Origin of the sequence: Paenibacillus sp. H1-7 (assembly GCF_022354825.1) — a bacterium.
GTDB lineage: Bacteria > Bacillota > Bacilli > Paenibacillales > NBRC-103111 > Paenibacillus_S.
This window is the reverse complement of sequence record NZ_CP031168.1, coordinates 4,576,008-4,594,914: the sequence shown is the minus strand read 5'-3', so window position 1 is coordinate 4,594,914 and position 18,907 is coordinate 4,576,008. Positions and strand designations below refer to the sequence as shown.

The window sequence follows — 18,907 nt, the reverse complement described above, 5'->3', positions numbered from 1 at the left end:
TTTATGAATACTGAACATACTTATTCTTCGTTATTTTCACATCCCTCTCGAAGCTTCCTTCGTTGTTTCCTTTTATCTATCCATATGACTTGTTTAGCGATCGTATATCCGATTAGATAGGCTGCCGCTGAAGTATTTCCATCCACTGTAAATGGGATGATTGAAGCATCTGCAACAATTAAATCTTTTACACCGTGAACGTTTCCCCGCCGATCAACAACCCCTCCATTTTTTAAAGGAGCCATACGAAGCGAGCTTTGTTGGTGATGATTGTGTTCGAAATTTTCTTTGATAAATTGCTCAAGTTCGGTATCATCATCTATCGTTTCAGGAGTTGGTGAAATGAGGCGGTATGTTGGATCAATGGAGAATAGCTCAGCAGCTATATTCTTTACATAGATCTTATAAATGTTTTTTACGGCTTCCATATCAATTGGATTATCGAGAAATCCTTCATCTGCGAGCACAATTTTAAGCGGGTCTTTGTTTTGGATTCTAACGGAACCGCGACTCTTTGGACGCAGATAAATCAAGCCTAACGTTAACGTATCACCCTCAGAACCAATACCCAAAATTTGAACCGCTCGACGCTTTCTATCTATTTCTAAAGGGTCAGGCAGGAAAGCGCCGCCAGCATAAAGGGCATTTGGATCATTTGAAGGTAAAGGTCTGTCGCTCGGATTCGATTGAAATACTGCAAAATTAAGTGTGTGGTTTCTTAAGCTTTTCCCCACGTTTGGATTATGAAAGATGCAGCGAATACCAGCTTCCTTAAGTATTTTTGCAGATCCTATCCCGGATAGCATTAAGAGCTGAGCGCTGTTAATACCTGCTGCAATAATGACCTTTTTCCTTGCGTGTGCGGTTATGCGCTTACCATTTCTTAGACATTCCACTCCGCGGGCGCGCTTATTAGAAAATAGTACCCGTAAAGCGGTCGAATTAGTTAATAATCTTAATTTACGACCATTTACTCCCCGACCATTCAACGCTAAGACATCCGAAGACAAAAATGCAGTGGAGGAACTTTCTCTTCTGCCATTTGGTTTCTGATATAATTGCCATCGAGTAAAGGGGCCAATAGTGGTTTTCGGGTTATTATAATCGAGAATTTCAGGGAAGCCGGTAGCTCTCTCGATTGCTGTAACTAATTTTTTTGCCATGGATGTCGGATTTAGAGGAGCCTGACGAATGTCAATGCGCCCACGATACCCGCGTGCAGAGGCATTATTTGTTTTCCCATTATATTTTTCAAGTCTTTTGAATCGCAGAACTGCTCGATCAGGAGACCAGAGAGGCCCGAGGAGCCTTTCCCATTCTTTAAATACCTTGCCTGTTGGGCGCACGTACTGTTCTCCGTTAATCGATGAACCGCCGCCTAAGAGACGTCCTGTTGTCCATTCAAACGTTCGATCGTCCAGCCCCGCTTGCGGGACACCTTCTCCTTGCCAAAAATACTGAGGGAAGAACTGTTCTTCCAGCTCGGAAGCCATCGTCGAGTCGCTAATTGGTTTGTCTTTATCGTTGTTTCCGCCCGCTTCTAAAACAAGGACAGATGTTTTTTTATCGTCGGTTAGGGTTTTCGCGATTACCGCTCCTGCGGGTCCTGTACCCACAATAATAAAGTCAAACATTAATTTTCTTTCCATCAAAGCTCTCCTTTAAATAATGGGCTAATGTAGGATATTAAGTTTAGTTGTCTCATGTGTCGATAAAACAACTTGCCCTGTACACCCTACACCCAGAGGGAAGATAGACTTTGAAAAGTAAAGTGCAAAAAGGAGCAGTTAGCCGATGGCTTGCTGCTCTAAGACGCGGCTGTCGGCATTGATCGGCAGCTTGCCAAACATTAAAGATAGCAATCTAAAAGAAACTTAGAAAGATTTAGTTTCATATTATTGAGGTAATAATGACAATCCCAAAGGGAAATCTTGAATTTGAATAATACAGAGACGCTTCAGGACACAGAGGAGGCTTGAACATGAGCGATGGAAAAAGCGGTTATAAGAAGGTAAATGGACTCAATATGTACTTTGAAATCCACGGGAGCGGTAAACCACTACTTTTGCTCCATGGCCAGTTTGCGACTGCCAGCATGTTCTATCCAATATTGCCAGAGTTAACTCATCATCGTCAGGTAGTTTTGATTGAACAGCAAGGACATGGCCACACTGATGACATTGACCGTCCTTTAAGTTTTGCGCAAATGGGCCAAGATACCGCTGAATTATTGAGACAATTAGGAATCACTGGTGTGGATGTATTCGGATACAGTGGCGGCGGAACAGTCGCATTGCAACTAGCAAAATCGAATCCTCAACTTATCCGTAAACTGGCGCTAGCGTCAACTGTTTATAGTATGGATGGCTATTTTCCCTATATTGTTGAAGGCCTTAAACATGCTTCAGCCGAAGCTTTTCCATCTCAGATGAAGCAAGAATACGAGCGTGTAGCCCCGCATCCTGAAAACTGGCCCAAGCTTATTGCCAAAGGCGCACAGATGGCTAATAAGTTGAATAAAGAGGATTTTCTGGAACCGGCGCAGCTTCAGCAAATTACTCTGCCCGTCCTGCTCATCATTGGAGACAATGATATTATTCGCCCAGAGTACGCCCATGAAATGGCAAAGTTGCTTCGAACCAAACCAGTAGTAGTGACTGGAGATCATGCTTCGTATATTACTAATCAACCTCAATCTTTACTTGATCATCTGATTAAATTTTTCGAGTTTCCCGTTAACTAGTAATTCCATTTAGATACAAATGATTAAACAAACGGGCATTTTGCGCAACATTGCTGTCTTCAAAAAAATTCAGATTTCCAATTGAACCTTACGTAACGTAATGATTTATAATGAACGCGTAACAGCAGGATGAAACGTGAGCCAACGGCCAAAAAAATTGAACAAAATAAATTCGAAATCGGAGGAGAAACGGACATGAGAAAACTCGTATTGTTCATGCATGTGTCGCTGGACGGGTATGCGTCGGATTCGAACGGAGGACTCGATTGGATTCCGTACAACGAGGAATTAGAGAAATACGCCGAGGAGATCGTAGCCGAAGTCGGAGCTCCCATTTACGGACGCACGACGTATCGCATGATGGAGAGCTACTGGCCTACGGTGCTGGACAATCCGAATGCGTCGAGGCACAGTATGGAGCATGCCAAATGGCTGCAGGATGTTAAAAAGATCGTCATTTCCGGCACGATGGACAAGGTGGAATGGAACAATACAATGCTGATCAAGGACAATATCGCAGAGGAAATCAAGGTACTCAAGGAGCAGCCCGGCAAAAATCTCGTTATCTTCGGCAGCCCGGGAGCGGCGAAGACGCTGCTTAAGCTCGGCCTGATCGACGAATTCCTGCTTACAATTTGTCCGGTCGTCCTAGGCGGCGGAAAATCGGTATTCGACGGCGGCGGCGAGAAAATCAGGCTCAAGCTGCTGTCCAGCCGAACGCTCAAGTCGGGCATTATCGCGGCCCGCTACGAGTTAGAGAAATAGCCGTACAAGGTGTTCCGCTAACGGGTGCGATAGCTTAATTAAAAAAACGCGGCTGCCAGCATGGATCAGCAGCCGCGTTAAGCTTAATAGGCAGCTTAGTTTCATATAGGGTGGAGAAGTACATGGCATTTTGAAAGGAAGCATACTGTTACGGTTGTAATGACCTGGGGAAATACTTCCCTCCGCAATGAGACGTTTGATTAGTTTCAACGTTTCGGCTCGTTATCATATCCTGAATTCAAGCATGTGTCGGAGTTCTGGATTACGCCGCGATCGTAGTTATATCATTCAGCATAAAATTTCCAAACCAGGGTAGTCTAAATAAGAAAAATCTGGAGGAGGTAATTTTATGACTGAGAAGACTCAGAAAGACGTGCATCGCGAAACATTGACGACTCGTCAGGGCCATCCTGTAACGGATAATCAGAATATCAGGACTGTCGGTAATCGGGGTCCAGCCACACTGGAGAATTATCATTTTGTTGAAAAAATTTCTCATTTCGATCGGGAAGAAATACCGGAGCGGGTGGTCCATGCTCGTGGGACGGGGGCATTTGGATATTTTGAAACATATGGGAAGGTCGGGAACGAGCCAGTAGAGAAATATACACGGGCGAAAGTCTTCTCCGGGGCCGGAAAGCGAACGCCGTTAATGGTCAGGTTCTCTACGGTAGCAGGGGCGAAGGATTCGCCGGAGACTGCAAGAGATCCGCGCGGCTTTGCTGTAAAAATGTATACGGAGGACGGTAACTGGGATCTGGTAGGAAACAATCTGAAAATTTTCTTCATTCGCGATGCGATGAAATTCCCAGATATGATCCATGCATTTAAGGCGGATCCAGCCTCGAACGTATCCAATCCACAGAGGATGTTTGACTTCGTTTCCCGTACACCTGAGGCTACTCACATGATTACATTCTTGTTCTCCCCCTGGGGGATTCCCGCAACATACCGCCATATGCAGGGGTCTGGCGTAAACACCTATAAGTGGGTAAATGACAAAGGCGATGCGGTGTTGGTAAAGTATCACTGGGAACCGAAGCAAGGAATCCGCAATTTAATCCAAGAAGAGGCTGACACCATACAGGCGACAAACGTTGGTCATGCGACACAAGATTTATATGAGGCCATTGAGCGAGGAGATCTTCCGGAATGGGAACTTTATGTGCAAATCATGGAGGACGATTACCATCCGGAACTCGATTTTGATCCGCTTGATGATACGAAACTTTGGCCGGAAGATAAGTTTCCATGGCTGCCGGTGGGTCGAATGGTTCTTGATCGCAATCCGGTGGATTTCCATGCGGAAATTGAGCAGGCCGCTTTCGGTACAGGAGTTCTTGTTGATGGAATGGACTTCTCCGACGATAAAATGTTACAGGGCCGAACCTTCTCTTACTCTGATACGCAGCGCTATCGTGTTGGGGCCAACTATTTAAAATTGCCTGTGAATGCGCCGAAAGTGCCAGTTCGTTCGAACCAGCATAGGGGACAAATGGATTTCCGTGACCCGAGGGAATCTGGAGAAAATCCGCATATTAACTATGAACCGTCCATGATCGGCGGCTTTGAGGAAGCAAGTAAAGAAGATCGTCCCCCGCACAGACCTTCTTATAATGCGGCGGTGATGAGTGCACCTATCGATCGTCCGAACAACTACGGTCAAGCGGGCGAGACATACCGTAAACTTGAAGATTGGGAACGCGAGGAATTGATCAAAAATCTGTCCAAAGCGCTTGCGGTATGTGAAAAACGTATTCAAGATGCCATGATCGAACACTTCACGCAAGCGGATGAAGACTACGGTCGCCGTGTGAAAGAAGGCATCGAAAATAAAATGAAAGAAGCCGAACAAATGAAAACGGAATACAAAGTTCCAGGCCGTGATGCGGGTATTTCAAAATATGGCCAAGGTTCGTTAGATGCGAATCAAGCGGTAAAAGACGCGGTGAAAAAAAGCCACGCAGCAGATCCTTATTAATATCAAGTCTATGATAGCGAAAGAAGGTTACCCTATTGACTCGTAAGGAGCATCAACAGGTAACCTTCTTTTTCACTGTTAGAAGGGTTACGGAGAACCTAATCACAATTACTTGGCTTTCTATTTAGCAATATTGTCCGTTTAGTCCATAAATCGAGGATATTAAATTTGAAATCAATAAATGGTTAAAAGCTCCTTAGAATATTAAAAAGTAGCCACGATTCCCGCTTCTTGTAAATCTACCGTATTGGAACAACTTGGTGGACGGACGTATGCGATTTCAGTGTTTTAAAAGACTACCGGTAACCGGCAGTGGGGAGCTTGCCGCGCTGCAGCTCCTTTTCGTTCATTAAAGTAACGAGAAGGATAATACAGTATTTAGTAGAATTATTTAGAATATTCAATGTTTTTAATATCGGTAGCAGCGAAGATTAATCAATTTAATATCACGAGAGGATTGAAATAATGAAAAAAGTGTTACCGAACACAAAAGTGCTTTGTGAGGGTAAGCATGGTCAAAATTACTGGTTCCACGGCTGTATGGAATATTTGATGGATTGCCTTGGTGAAAGTAAAGAATATAATTATTGGTTTTTCTCTGGGGTTACGGGTGACAGTTTTGCTCAGCTGTATAGTAAAAATATCTATACCACTGCTTGGTATTATACGTACAATCTATTTAGCTATGATATCGCCAAAAAAGCTTTTGATGCCTGCGGTTATGATTTTGAATATATTAGCGGCATAACAAACGAAAACCGCCTTACCTACATCCCGCGAATAAAAAAGTACATCGACAAAAACATACCGGTTATTGCGCGAGGCGGAAAAGACACGTGGGAGTTTTGCAATATCTGCGGTTATGATGACAACGATCTATACTTTCTTATATGTGATTGTGCTGAACCTAAAAGCTATTCGAATGAATTTTGTGAGTTGATTTTCGTTGGGAATAAAAAAGAACAGCCAGCATTGGCCGATGCTTATAGACAAGCGATTTTAAATATACCCTCGTTAATGACAATGCCCGCAACATCCGAGTATTCTTTTGGCAAACAGGCCTTTTTGGACTGGGCTGACAGTTTTCAGACCGGAATATTTGACTACGTTCCCTCCGAAAAAATCAATGTTTGGAACGTTCACGGAACCTATCTTTGTATTTCAGGGACAAACGGTTGTTCAAGGGGATTTTTAAACAAAGCATTAGAATTAAACCCTGATATGATCTTTATTAATAAGCTTGAGCCGCTTTATGCAAAACAATTTGATGTTTTTGAAGTGCTAGCCTATCGCGATCAGAATGGAAATAACGATTACCAGAATGGTGGAATGCAGAACGGATTTAAGATTAAGCCCGAAGTCATCTCAAATATAGAACTTATGAAGCCAATCAGTGATAAGATTATGGAGTCGGTTAAATATTGTGACGAAATACTTAAGATATTTTCCGAGTGTTTTCATAGGAAGATCCATCCGAATGGATAGTTCAGGACAGGGGACAGAAGACCGATGCGGTCCTGATCCCTGTTCCATATTAAACATGGCAGCACTGGAGGAGCAATCAAAGATGGGCCTCTGGTGTATCCGAAGGGCCTAATGGTTGAATCATGCGATATAGATAGTAGAGACCTTGCATCTGCAGTCAGATCGATTTGTGCAGGTAAGTTTTGATACTTTCAGCAAGCTTCATCGTATGCTCGATGTTCTGTAATTCTAAACTTGCAATTGATTGTTTTAGGTTCACGGTCTCCTCGGAATAAACAGAGCTTTGCAGAATCTGAATCATCCTTATTCTAAAGAGATGCGCTTCATTATAAAGACGGTATTCGTTATCAGGGTCTCGATCAGTTGTTATCAGGCCGATTTTCTCCCAATAACGAATTGCCGATTTAGGAGCTCCCGTCCGTCTGGAAACCTCGTGGATGCTGAAGCGTTGGTTAAAGTCTTGACTGCCTTCAGCGTAGGACTTCAACTCCCCTATCAGTTGATCTATACTCACTTTATCCCGATGCAGCATAACCTCGCGATCTCGGACGATCCACAAGGCGTCATCCAACTCATTTCGCCTAATACAATGCAGTACCTCGCTCGTCACTTCCATCCCAAATGCGGGGGTCATGGCTTGAATACATGCTAGATACTCATCGTGCCGCTGCGTATATATGCGGTATCCATTTGAGGAGCGAGCCGCAGGAGGAATTAGCCCGTTCGCTTCGTAGTTCCGTAAGGTGTTAGCGCTCAACTTATATTTATCTGCCAGTTTTTTTGGCCCATAGTACATGCTATCCCACCTTAGTGAATTATGCGTAAACATTAAAACCATTGTAAGGTTATTCTGGACAATTTATAAATTCCCTTCAAGAACTATCCCGAAAGCTTCCAATTGGCTTGCATGTTGTATGATGAAGTTAATCCAAACTCAAGGAGGAATAAGTATGACAGCAAAACCAGGATTCCGTTACGACATGACCATTGAGGACATTGGCGTGGCAGGCAATCAGTATATTGAGTTGGTATGGAAATCATTATACGATTCGATGCATGATCAGTTAACGATCGCTTTTCGTGAAATCGAGGATGCTGCCTATGGGCTTTATCTGGACCAGTTGATGCCAACGCTATTTGATAGCCTTGAGGAGTCTGGATTCGAAGCAGTGGAGCCCCTCAAGGAGGACGATTTCGTCATCGGGAAATGTTTGCTATTCCGAAACTCGAACCGAGGAAAAGAGGTCCAGGATTTTCTGGAATGTTATACGTCGTAAAAATAGTCAGCAACCCATTGGAACCTTGTTGACAGAAATCCCTCATTCTCATCTGAAGTTCGACATTCCTGTGGCACCTGTGCTCTATTCGTTGAGGGAGTGGGAGAGGGAACAGATCGCTCAAGGGATTCGACGGATCAAGGAATAAGAATAACGGTGAAGGAGAGATTGCCAATGTTAGGTCCAAATCCTGAGCCAACTGGAAATTGCAGTTGGCTCTTTTCGTTCAATAAACCGAGATTTAATCACATTTTTCTTATATGCTAAACATTATGAAAATTGTCAATTTTCAAATAAATTTGACGCTACGTTAATATCAGATTAACTTGTCCATAACAAAGTGAGCATAATATGGTCCTTGTGACACAAAACATCCAAGGCGATGCGTTTTGTAACTTTGACCCGATCCATGGACAAGGGATGACCGTAGCTGCGATTGAAGCTGAAATATTAGACATTTGTTTGAGCGAACAACGACATACCTCACAACCAAACTTTGAACACAAAGTACTGCAACGCATGCAAGAGGCGATTGAACCGGCATGGTGGTTGAGTTCGGTTGCAGATTTACGTTGGAACGGAGTACACATGTGGGAGCTGAGCCATTAAAAGGTATGTCATTTGCGCAAAAATATTTCGATTTGTATGTCAAACAGGCCGTGAAAATGGCAAACGAGGACAAAATCCTTCTCTATTCATACGATATTTTATGATGAACGCATTAGTCCTTTCGCCTCGTGAAATCATCAATCCACATATGCTGAACATGCTATTTACAGGGGATGGATCTCTAGAGGAGAAGCAATTGTTAGCTGAACTAGGGAACGTAAATGAGCAACAAATACAAAAGAAATTAGATGAACTGATACCTTCCTTTTCGTTGGCATTTGATTCGAAGGCACCCATTTCGTTCTCTTCCATTTGACCTTCTAGTATCGAGGCAAGAAATGAAGAAAGAGGATAGAATTAATAGTATAAAACAAATCCATTGAAGTAGGTTGTCGATGCAAATCGGCAACCTTTTTACTTTAGCAGGCAGTTCACTCAACAATTCCATGTGTAAATGCGTCGTTACCAATGCAGTTATTTTGGAAATTCTGGTGAATGGTTACATTGTTCAACGAAACTTTTCCCATGATATGGAAGTATATATGGTGGGGGTGAATAATAATTTGAACACTAAACGAATTGTATTGACTCTGATCCTTGGACTCATAGTCATACTGTTCATGTCAGGAGCGACTTGTTATGCCTGCAGTTGTATGCCGCTAACTTTAGAACAGAAGATTGCGCGTGCGGATCAGATTTTCACAGGTAAGGTGGTGGGCATTTGGCACAATAATCAGTTGAATCAAGCTGCAGTTGAGTTCGAGGTTTCGAGTGTTTATAAAGGGGACGTCCCATCGGTTACGCGCGTTATTTCCAATACTATTAGTTCGATGTGTGGCATCTCTTTTCAGTTTGGCAACACCTATCTTGTATTTAAAAGTTCCGATGGGACGACTTCGTTATGTTCAGGTACTGGAGCCTTAGATGAGAAAAAGCCGTTGGACGAAAGCTTGGGCAATCCACTAAAAATGTATGAGCAGGTCTCCTCGAGGGCGGTTAAAGACGTCAAATTACGCTATTATGATGAAATAATAGGTGCTGTCCATATCGATTCGAGAAGTAGGGCGCTCATACCTCTTCAGGATAGCTTGTTAATAGAAATGAGAATTGAGCGGTTAAGTCCTCAGGAAGACCGAGAGCAAATTCGTTTAACCAAAATGAATAAAGAGGCAAGCATCTTTACAGGAAGTAACATCCTCTTGTTGAACCATGGTCCGATCTATATGGACACGATAACCTTTCGGGATAGCGGTACGGTTTATGCTCCGCTTCGTGACCTTTTGGAGGCACTGGATTTTAGCGTGATCTGGGATGAACAGGATCGATCTATAACACTTAAAGACAACAATGCGGTTTTCAGCACGATAGGTAAAAAAGAAAACTTTCGCAAGCTGGAAGCATTTCAGAAACATGTGAGTAATCAGGTGCCCGATACCATGCGTATAATTCGTTATTCTATAGATTCTGGCCCCATCTATATCGACCTGGACTATCGGAGAGATAGTGACAGCATCTGGATGCAATTTGATCCTTCTCGGGACCGAATGACTGCCGAGAAAGCCTATAAGGTCTCCTGTAAATCCATGATATGGGAGGAGGACCCATGGGGAGGAAAAGTGCTTTATCTAGACAAATGTAGTGATGGCCAAAAGCGATACTTACTCAGTATTCATCCTAATTTATATGTCAATTGAAAAACCCTGTCTAAGTAATTATGAGACATAAAGCTTGTTAAGGAGGAATCAAATGAATATCTATGTTATCTCTGGCCCACTTGGAGTAGGGAAATCGACCGTCTCCAAGTCACTGGCGGATGGGATGAACCAGTGCGCATTGATTGAGGGTGATCTCCTTCTCCATGTATACCGCGGGGAAAACGAACCGCCCTGGGAAGAACGACTCCGACTGGCTTGGCTTAATATAACTGCAGTAACCCGAAATTTGCTACGGCACGAACTTAATGTGATTATCGATTTCGTCGTTGAAGATGAGCTGCAATGGCTCTATGACCAACTGACGGATCTTGACGCGACTATCCACTACGTTGTCCTGCATGCTGAACCGGAGACACTCGCCGCTCGCCTCAACCAGCGAGGAGATGCTCAATACATCCAACGTTCGCTCTTCCTTCGGAACAAGTTAATGACATCACCGACTAATAAACCATTCCTGCTGGACGCCAACTGCAAGCGTCCAGAGGAGCTCGCTGAGGAGATAGTAAACGATGCCAAATTTCGGATAACTCTAAGTCAGAAATTATCTTATGACAATTGAAGTAACTGGATATGATGGCTATAAGACATAGATTGGAAGCCGCGTTAAGCTAACGGGGACATTATTTAGTGCTATGGAAATGGAATGTGCACCAAGGTCATTGGGGTCAGACTAACGGTAGGATTCGCGACACATAGTTGATCGACCTTCCTCACCAGCCGTAAGAATAGTATAAAATATTTTCATCATTTGGTGGTGCTCCGGCAGGGGCATGGATAGCTAACGGGTACTGATAATGTGGAGCTGCCGCATAGTAGCTCCACTTTTTTTCTCATTGAAGTAACGGGCAGGATACAAATAAAAGCAATAACTGCAACATAGCAATCCAGAAGAAACTACTATATTCATCATATGTTATCGTAAACATCAAACATAAATTATTGCAGTTAGAAAGGAGTTAAGCATGGCAAATATCGAGCACTTACAAACCGTACATGTCCCAGCGTCGAAGGTGTATGAAACTTTAACCACCGCTGAGGGACTGTCGGAAATATGGACGAATGAACTTATTATTAATAATCAGATTGGCTTTATTAATGAATTTCGATTCGGCAGCAATGACATAACTAAGATGAGAATAGAGGAATTGATTACTAATAAAAAAGTTGTTTGGCAATGTGTAGATTCAGATCCAGAATGGATTGGTACGATTATTTCCTTTGATATTGAAGAGAAGAAAGGGAAGTCTTTTATTACTTTGCGTCATTCGAATTGGAAAGAAGTAACGCCATTTTATCGCTCCTGTAACTACAACTGGGCTATTTTCCTTTATAGTCTCAAATCCTACTGTGAAGATGGCGATGGTATCCCCTATCATAAACGTAAGTTTTAATAAATTGAGTTATATTGCTCATTTCGCTAAATGTGAACGTTAGTTCAACCCATAAATGGGGCAGTTTGCCGATGGTAGCTGCTCCATTTTCATTAAGCTAAAGGCAGAATGGCTTGACTTGATGTAGAAAGTGTAAGTATATGGAACTTTTTGATTTTGGAAGGAGACGTGAGATCAAACAACCCGCAATCAGCCATATTCAAGTTCCGGTAAGATTTGGAACTAGCAGCCCGATGGTACTCCGACGTTTCTGCTGCCGTCCTGGAAGGGAATTTCGGTGTATTTGTTCAGGAACAACGTTAACCTGTTTCCATGGAAGACGGAAGATAAGACGACTTCCAACTTTACGGTGGATGTGGAGGAGTATCCAGTGTTGGGTGTTGATGACGATATTGACACTCCGTCCGGGAAAGTGGAGCATCGGGCACTAAATTGATAGGGGGGATCGTAAGGTCTATGATGGACGGCAGTTTCTGAAGTTCCACGACCCGTTCGGGAACCTTATCGTGATGCATGAGGAACCAAAAAATAGATCCTACACGTTGTTGGGGAAGCTACGCTAACGGGCAGGATAGTTCAATCATTTCGCGAATACATTTGGAAATGACATATTTAAGCAGTTCGTAAGTAATATTCTATGTGAAACCTCAGCAAGAATGAATAAAACCAAGAAGTTCGGAGGGAATCATTTTGATTACGGTCCCTGAGATTCGCAAATTTATCTTTTCTCTACCTGAGTCAATTGAAATTGAGCATTGGGGGAAGCCTTCTTTTCGGATTAATAATAAGATTTTTGCTGTACTACAAGAAGATGGGGTAACTCTAACAATAAAAACTTCACATGAAGACAGAAATATATATACACAAATGGATCCTAAAATATATAGAGTTCCAGAATCATTTTCGAGCTTGAATTACATGCATATGAACATAGAACTGGTAGAAAAGTTAGAAGCTCAGATGTTGATCTATAAAGCATGGAGTATCGTGGCACCGAAGAAATTAGTAAAGACATTTGATGGCGGGAAATTCGAAGATGGCCGAGGCATCACATAACACCGTATTCACGCTTCAGGCCATTCGGCACTAGGCCGGGTTAGAAGAGGAATCGGAGAGACATTTCGTGATAAAGCCTAACGGGTACGATAGCTGAATAAACAGCTTACACGGCTGCCAACATATCATTGTATCGGCACCGAATTTTAAATCGAATATGCGTGCTAATGATCACAGCCTTCATCTAACACACATCGTGACATAACATATTAAAGTGACGGTGAAAGCAAGCATTATTCGCTGTTAACTGCGTACACGCCATAGTTTAGCTCTACCATCAATTCAATTATGAAATGAATTCATATGAAAGCCTGCTTTCCGTTTTCTATTTTCGTCTTCCAAGTAATGATATATATACCTGATATTATCCCTACTATTTGGTGGTGATTACTGTTAGTTTTAAATTCGTATCAGCAATGATATTGTCCTTGATATTAGTTATAGGGTGTAATGAATCAGGAAGTGAGAAAAGCTTTAACTTTGATATCATGGAAATGAGAAGAATAGCATGGAACAGCATATCGGAAACGCAAAAGCAAACGGTGCTTACTTCGGTTGATCTAGCAGAGGTATTAATGTACAGACCGGAAGATAGACAAAATATTGTATGGATAGAAGAACCATTCAAAAATAAAAGGGATGAATTTATATCCGTGACTTTTAAAACAAACCAAGGATGACGGAAGACTTGGGCCAATCATTATATTTATCGACCCTAAAACGAAGGAAATTATTGGGCGGCAACTTAGGTTTTAGGCAAAACATGGCTTATAAGAACATTATCTAGCGATTGCTAGAATGAGCGGCCTTGCTGATTAGTAAGCTAACTGGTAAGATAGCTAAAAAACAACTAAGACGCGGGCTGCCGACATGAATCGGTAGCCGCGTTACGCTAAAGGGTAGATTTGCTTAATCTAATAATTCGTAATAGATTGCATTTACATAAGAACGTACGTGCGATATGATGTTTCTGCATATATATCCCATAATATTGTTCAAATTGGATTATTGGTTACATTCAGTTAGTTTTATTTGGGGAGGGCGACGGCATAGTCAAGAATTCTGTTTATAGAACAAATATTATAGGCGGTGGTGAGTTTGACGCCATCTCGGTCGATATGGACCAGAGTGTTGTTCATGAAACAAACAGCTTATTTTGGGATACAAAAGGAAATGATGTTTTAAGAGCAACATCACTTCCTTTTTATGGAGCATTTGTCTCAGAAGAAAAATGCCAGCTTTTTGGCGATGTCTCGGGAAAAAGGATGCTAGAAATAGGCTGTGGAAGCGGTCAATCCTTGCAATATTTTGGGGAACGCGAAGCATCTGAACTATGGGGGATGGATCTATCGGAAAACCAAATCAAAAAGACAAAGCAGCATTTGACGGCGTGCAGTCTTTCAGCGACATTAATCTGTTCTCCCATGGAAGAAGAATGTGGCATACCAGAGGATTATTTTGACTTTGTTTATTCGATTTATGCTATAGGCTGGACCACTGACCTTGAGAGTACTTTTCGCCGAATTGCTTCTTACCTAAAAAAAGACGGGGTATTTATTTTCAGCTGGTCCCACCCGATACACAAATGTGTTGCTGCAGAAAATGATAGGCTTGTTTTTAAAAAATGTTATTTCGATGAATCATGGTATTCGGTATCTCTTGACGGAAGTACGCTAACATTATCGGACCGTAAACTATCAACCTATGTGAATGCGTTGGCAAAAACGGGATTTGTCATTGAGCAAATGATTGAGCAATCAGATGATGAAATTATAAAATCGAGTAACAGTGATTTTGCAAAAAAAGCAATGATGCTTCCTGTAACTTTTGTAATCAAGGCAAGAAAACTATAGTATCTGTTAGTTCAATAAACAAGCGGCAGTCTAGGACATTATTTTCATTCAAGACTGCTGCTTGTTTTATATTGAAATCATTCTAATACTTTTTTTCTTCAATAAACAACAATTACAAGCGGCAGCATGCATTAATCAGTAGCGGCGTTAAGCTAATGGGCAGGATAGTTTAATGCCAGAATAGAAGATATATCAGTGTTAATGCGCGAGGAAAATAAAGCTTTAGACTGGACTCGTTGATTTTACGTTATTTATATACACATAGAACCGTCAGCTTTTTTAATAAATAAGTGTTAGGCTATTCTCAGCAATAACTAAAGGCAGTCTATTGACTTGGAATATAAAGTCGTAGACTGCCTCTTATTATTGAGAAATAACGAGAGTTTGAAGTTCTAGAGAGAATTATCCATAATAGACCATTTAACCATTTAGGGCTATCGATCCCTCCTGAAATTCCTATTTCTTTTTGTAACTCTGGATCTCGCCTCAATTTGTAACACGGAGAGGAGGATTAGAAGAATAAATGGCACTACAAACACCAACCAGACATAGATGGGTTTGTTGTAATCTTCAAATATGTTCATCAATGTAAAAACAGCCGAAAACAAGATGACGCTTGCAATTAAACTTGAGAAACTTAGGATTGTACCCAGCACTGAGTTCCTCCTATGGGAGTTTTCGAATATCATATTTACACTGTACGCCATCAATGCAACGGATAGAGTGGGCAGTAGCAGAAAAGCCGTAGGATAAACCTGCCCCAATAAAAGGGGAACGATACAAATTATCCAGCATATTACTAATCGCTTCATTGGATTCATCATTTTTAACCCCCAATTAGATCGCAATAACATAATTGTAATAATATTCCATAAATTTGTGTACTATAAAAAGATACTGCCCGTCCGCCGGTTTAGCTTAAAGCCTTAGTCGGTCTAATACTTTATTTACTCCAGAAGTTAATTGGGTAGGGAAGAGCAACTGGTTATATTTTAAAACCGTGTGATTGCAGAGCGAATTAAATATGAAAGAGAGAAAGATTGAAGTGGTTCAACTAACGGGTACGATAGGGTCAATTCCATCCAGGAGCCCGCCATCATAAGTGTCCGTTCTGGTGGTTGTCGGATGACAAGAACTTGATATCATTCCCATTTTGTGACAAGAACCTTATAACATTCCCGACAAAACAACGGATTCAGTAATAGGAACTTCAAGCTTGCACGAATACTGCTGTTAAAGTACTTAAAGAAGCTAAAATTGATTAAGCTAACGGGCACGATAGTTTAATCAGCCAGGGAGCTGTTAGCCGCGGCAATTGCTCCCTGGATCCATTAACTCAGTATACTAACGCGGTTGCCGGCATAGTTCGGCAACCGCGTTATGTGTTAGTGGGCAGATTATCTTTCGTCCTTAGCATTTAGAAGTTTAAACGACAAATTAGTGGGCGAAGCATCCTTCATTAGCCGGAACAACCTCGCTTGTCTTTTTTTCTACCCTGATTTCAATATTTCCTTTGTTGGTGTTTGCTGGAATAATATAGTTAAATCATATGGAGGTGATTGATGAATGTCAGACGATATAAAGGTGAGGAAAGTAACTCCAGACGATGATTTTTCACAAATAAGAGAACTTATCCTGTCTACCAAAAAGAGATTTTACTACGATCCTCGGTTAAGTGTGATTTGTGCAGAAGAGCTTAAAGATTCATATACCAATTTGAATTTGGGGTTCGTTGCGGAGAAAAATGACCGGATAGTCGGCTTTATGGGGCTTACACTGGGTACATCGAGTCCAAACGGCTATCTAGAGTACGGTGTAGCGGAAAATCAAACGGTAGCGCTGAAACAAATGATTCAATCTTGCTGCAATGCGATTCAACTAAAGAAAGGCAACAAGCTATATTATTTTGCAACAATGCCATTTGGCCAAGTCAGAAATCAGGAAATCACTTTATTGGAACAGCATGGCTTTATATCGGACGAATATTCGCAAATTTCTACGCATTTCCACTTGCCGGACTGGAAAGAACCTGAAAATCTCAACACGGACGGAATTGTTCCTCTTACAAATGCCAAAAAGGACGATATCGTTACCATGCTTATTGAGGATGGCGAAGAGCTGCAGGCAGAGCAGTTCAGCAAACAATATTCAAATCTATCATCGGAGGCCGTCCTACTCTCAATGTTCAATTCTTACGGTCAGATAGCCGGATTTGCCTACTACAAAGTAAAAGCGCTCAATCCGTCCAATAATGATCTCAGCGCTGTCGCATTCGGTATACACTTCAGAGCTAACGTAAGTAAAGCTGATAAAAAACGGCTCATTCAAGCTGCACTTTTGTCTATGCGCCAATTCAATATCATTCATGTCAATTCCATGATAACACTGAAAAAATTCGATAATTTTGTATTGATGGTCAGAGAAGGTTTTGACGATTATATGGCCAACACTTTGCGATTAAAATTAACGATTTAGGCGGATTTGATCATGGAAAAATATGTTAACGCCCAAAACGTATTGCCGGAGGAACTAGTTAAAGAGATTCAAAAATATGTGAATGGAAAGTACGTCTACATCCCTCAAACGACGAGAAAAGAATGGGGCTGTTCGACAGGAATACGCGAGGAGTTAACTACTCGGAATAATGATATTTTTCAGAAGTATACGGAGGGGGTTAAAATATCTCAACTTGCTGAAATATACAGCCTGAGCGAGGATCGGATAAAGAGCATTATTTACGAGAGACGGATGGAGTAACAAATAAATACTGCGACTGCCCACGACTTCAGTTGAGGAGCAGCTGCTACCGAATTATTGTATGGAATTATTGCATTTATAAATCCGATGTGGACATGGAACCATGGGTATCGAACAACCCTTAATAGATAAGTCATTATGTTAAAGGGTACGATAGTACAATCATCAGAACTGGAGCAGGTGCCGCGGCGACCTGCTCCAGTTCTGAGATTGAAATAACTGGTAGGATGCTTCCAATTGGTGGTATTTCTACATAAAATATAACTATCATTTTTAGAGATGAAATAGAGGAGGCAATCCATGAAGAATGAAGCTGAAATTTTGAAGAATCATATTGAGCGTGAGACTAATCCATTGATAATCGCTAATAAGATATCGTATTTTCTATCCGATTGTTTAAGGGATGGTAATATTAGTCTTTACGAAGCATTCATGCTCAATAGCGAAGAAATTAAATTCAGAAGAATGGGCTATACAAGACCAGCGTGGAACGGCATGGTAAGAATAGGGACCTGCCTTGCGATCCTAAATCAGAAACTCATAGCACATATTTTCAAAGAACAATCTGAAATTGATAAACTTAAAGCATGGGGACAAGAAGCATATAACCAAAATACTGAGGTAAGAGCACATTACATATTGGACAGATACGCTCAATATCTTGAAGAAACTGATTCACCAGTATACCTGGAAAACTTACTGTCTATTAGGAATAGTTATGATCAGTTAATTCCTGATGCTGGACCATATCACACTGAAATGTTCCCATATCATTTCTTCAGTCCTGAAGAAATACTACTCAAAAAAAACAGTAAGGATGAATATAAGAAGGATCTAGAAGGAGAGATTGAAGACATGATTGTTGAACTTAACCTCAAATCAGGGGAAATATGAAACGAGTAAAGGTGATATTTTCACTAGACACATTGCGCTAACCGGTACGCTAGCTTAATGTCAGTCTAAAACCCTCCATAAGAAGCAAACTAGATTAAGCTATCTTACTGATTTTTTAAAAGCAGTAACGAATGTTTCACCTAATACGATAAGTTAACGTTACTTCTCTTTGGAGGAGCAAGTATTATTGGGAACATTTTCACAGGAAAGCTGCTTACTCATAGTCCAACAAAATCTATAATAGCGTATCCAATAATATTAGGCGCGGTTTACTTCAAGGTCCTTTTGCAACAAATCTGATAATGAATGCCAAATGCTAATAGCGATGATGGCGTAATATTGCTGCTTGCATCAGGTTTCCAAAACGCGTATTTAATCAAG

15 protein-coding genes and 2 pseudogenes are annotated in these 18,907 nt (G+C 41.5%); 15 read left to right on the top strand and 2 right to left on the bottom strand.

What is annotated here, in order from left to right; translation table 11 throughout:
* Positions 1-20: 20 nt before the first annotated feature.
* Complete coding sequence (locus DVH26_RS20375; protein ID WP_239624693.1) at positions 21-1,649, bottom strand: GMC family oxidoreductase; 1,629 nt, start codon at positions 1,647-1,649, stop codon at positions 21-23.
* 332 nt (positions 1,650-1,981) lie between these two features.
* Between DVH26_RS20375 and DVH26_RS20370 the strand changes: the two genes are divergently transcribed.
* The 4 genes from DVH26_RS20370 to DVH26_RS20355 all read left to right on the top strand — a co-directional run bounded on the left by DVH26_RS20370 (position 1,982) and on the right by DVH26_RS20355 (position 6,974).
* Entirely contained in the window at positions 1,982-2,743 is a 762-nt protein-coding gene (locus DVH26_RS20370; RefSeq protein WP_239624690.1) for an alpha/beta fold hydrolase, read from the top strand.
* A 195-nt stretch (positions 2,744-2,938) separates the two neighbouring features.
* Positions 2,939-3,508 carry a dihydrofolate reductase family protein gene (locus tag DVH26_RS20365; RefSeq protein WP_239624687.1) on the top strand — a complete coding sequence of 190 codons (570 nt, stop codon included), beginning with the start codon at positions 2,939-2,941 and terminating at the stop codon, positions 3,506-3,508.
* Positions 3,509-3,857: 349 nt separating this feature from the next.
* Positions 3,858-5,489, top strand: a complete 1,632-nt coding sequence (locus tag DVH26_RS20360) for a catalase (protein WP_239624684.1) — start codon at positions 3,858-3,860, stop codon at positions 5,487-5,489.
* A 465-nt stretch (positions 5,490-5,954) separates the two neighbouring features.
* On the top strand, positions 5,955-6,974 hold the full coding sequence (locus DVH26_RS20355) for a C39 family peptidase (protein ID WP_239624681.1): 1,020 nt from the start codon (positions 5,955-5,957) through the stop codon (positions 6,972-6,974).
* Between the two features lie 157 nt (positions 6,975-7,131).
* Here DVH26_RS20355 and DVH26_RS20350 read toward each other — a convergent pair whose 3' ends face one another.
* Positions 7,132-7,770 carry a MerR family transcriptional regulator gene (locus tag DVH26_RS20350; protein WP_239624679.1) on the bottom strand — a complete coding sequence of 213 codons (639 nt, stop codon included), beginning with the start codon at positions 7,768-7,770 and terminating at the stop codon, positions 7,132-7,134.
* Between DVH26_RS20350 and DVH26_RS20345 the strand changes: the two are divergent.
* From DVH26_RS20345 to DVH26_RS20295, 11 genes and pseudogenes are all read left to right on the top strand, one after another.
* A pseudogene (locus DVH26_RS20345) lies at positions 7,769-8,399 on the top strand (DUF6022 family protein). The gene DVH26_RS20350 and the pseudogene DVH26_RS20345 overlap by 2 nt on opposite strands.
* A gap of 224 nt (positions 8,400-8,623) precedes the next feature.
* Positions 8,624-9,176, top strand: a pseudogene (locus DVH26_RS20340) (FAD dependent oxidoreductase); the annotation flags it as partial.
* Between the two features lie 79 nt (positions 9,177-9,255).
* The gene (locus DVH26_RS20335) at positions 9,256-10,554 is read left to right on the top strand and encodes a stalk domain-containing protein (protein WP_239624676.1); all 1,299 of its coding nucleotides are present in this window, start codon (positions 9,256-9,258) and stop codon (positions 10,552-10,554) included.
* A 52-nt stretch (positions 10,555-10,606) separates the two neighbouring features.
* The gene (locus tag DVH26_RS20330; protein ID WP_239624674.1) at positions 10,607-11,134 is read left to right on the top strand and encodes a P-loop nucleotide/nucleoside kinase family protein; all 528 of its coding nucleotides are present in this window, start codon (positions 10,607-10,609) and stop codon (positions 11,132-11,134) included.
* A 403-nt stretch (positions 11,135-11,537) separates the two neighbouring features.
* Entirely contained in the window at positions 11,538-11,966 is a 429-nt protein-coding gene (locus DVH26_RS20325) for an SRPBCC family protein (RefSeq protein ID WP_239624671.1), read from the top strand.
* Positions 11,967-12,243: 277 nt separating this feature from the next.
* Positions 12,244-12,402, top strand: coding sequence for a hypothetical protein (locus tag DVH26_RS20320; RefSeq protein ID WP_239624668.1), 159 nt, complete (start codon positions 12,244-12,246; stop codon positions 12,400-12,402).
* A 254-nt stretch (positions 12,403-12,656) separates the two neighbouring features.
* Positions 12,657-13,022, top strand: a complete 366-nt coding sequence (locus DVH26_RS20315; RefSeq protein WP_239624665.1) for an MmcQ/YjbR family DNA-binding protein — start codon at positions 12,657-12,659, stop codon at positions 13,020-13,022.
* A 1,049-nt stretch (positions 13,023-14,071) separates the two neighbouring features.
* The gene (locus DVH26_RS20310) at positions 14,072-14,875 is read left to right on the top strand and encodes a class I SAM-dependent methyltransferase (protein WP_239635439.1); all 804 of its coding nucleotides are present in this window, start codon (positions 14,072-14,074) and stop codon (positions 14,873-14,875) included.
* Positions 14,876-16,441: 1,566 nt separating this feature from the next.
* Positions 16,442-17,350 carry a hypothetical protein gene (locus DVH26_RS20305; protein ID WP_239624663.1) on the top strand — a complete coding sequence of 303 codons (909 nt, stop codon included), beginning with the start codon at positions 16,442-16,444 and terminating at the stop codon, positions 17,348-17,350.
* A 12-nt stretch (positions 17,351-17,362) separates the two neighbouring features.
* Positions 17,363-17,632: a CD3324 family protein gene (locus DVH26_RS20300; RefSeq protein WP_239624660.1), complete on the top strand. Its 270-nt coding sequence runs from the start codon at positions 17,363-17,365 to the stop codon at positions 17,630-17,632.
* A 300-nt stretch (positions 17,633-17,932) separates the two neighbouring features.
* Entirely contained in the window at positions 17,933-18,526 is a 594-nt protein-coding gene (locus DVH26_RS20295; protein WP_239624658.1) for a hypothetical protein, read from the top strand.
* Positions 18,527-18,907: the final 381 nt, after the last annotated feature.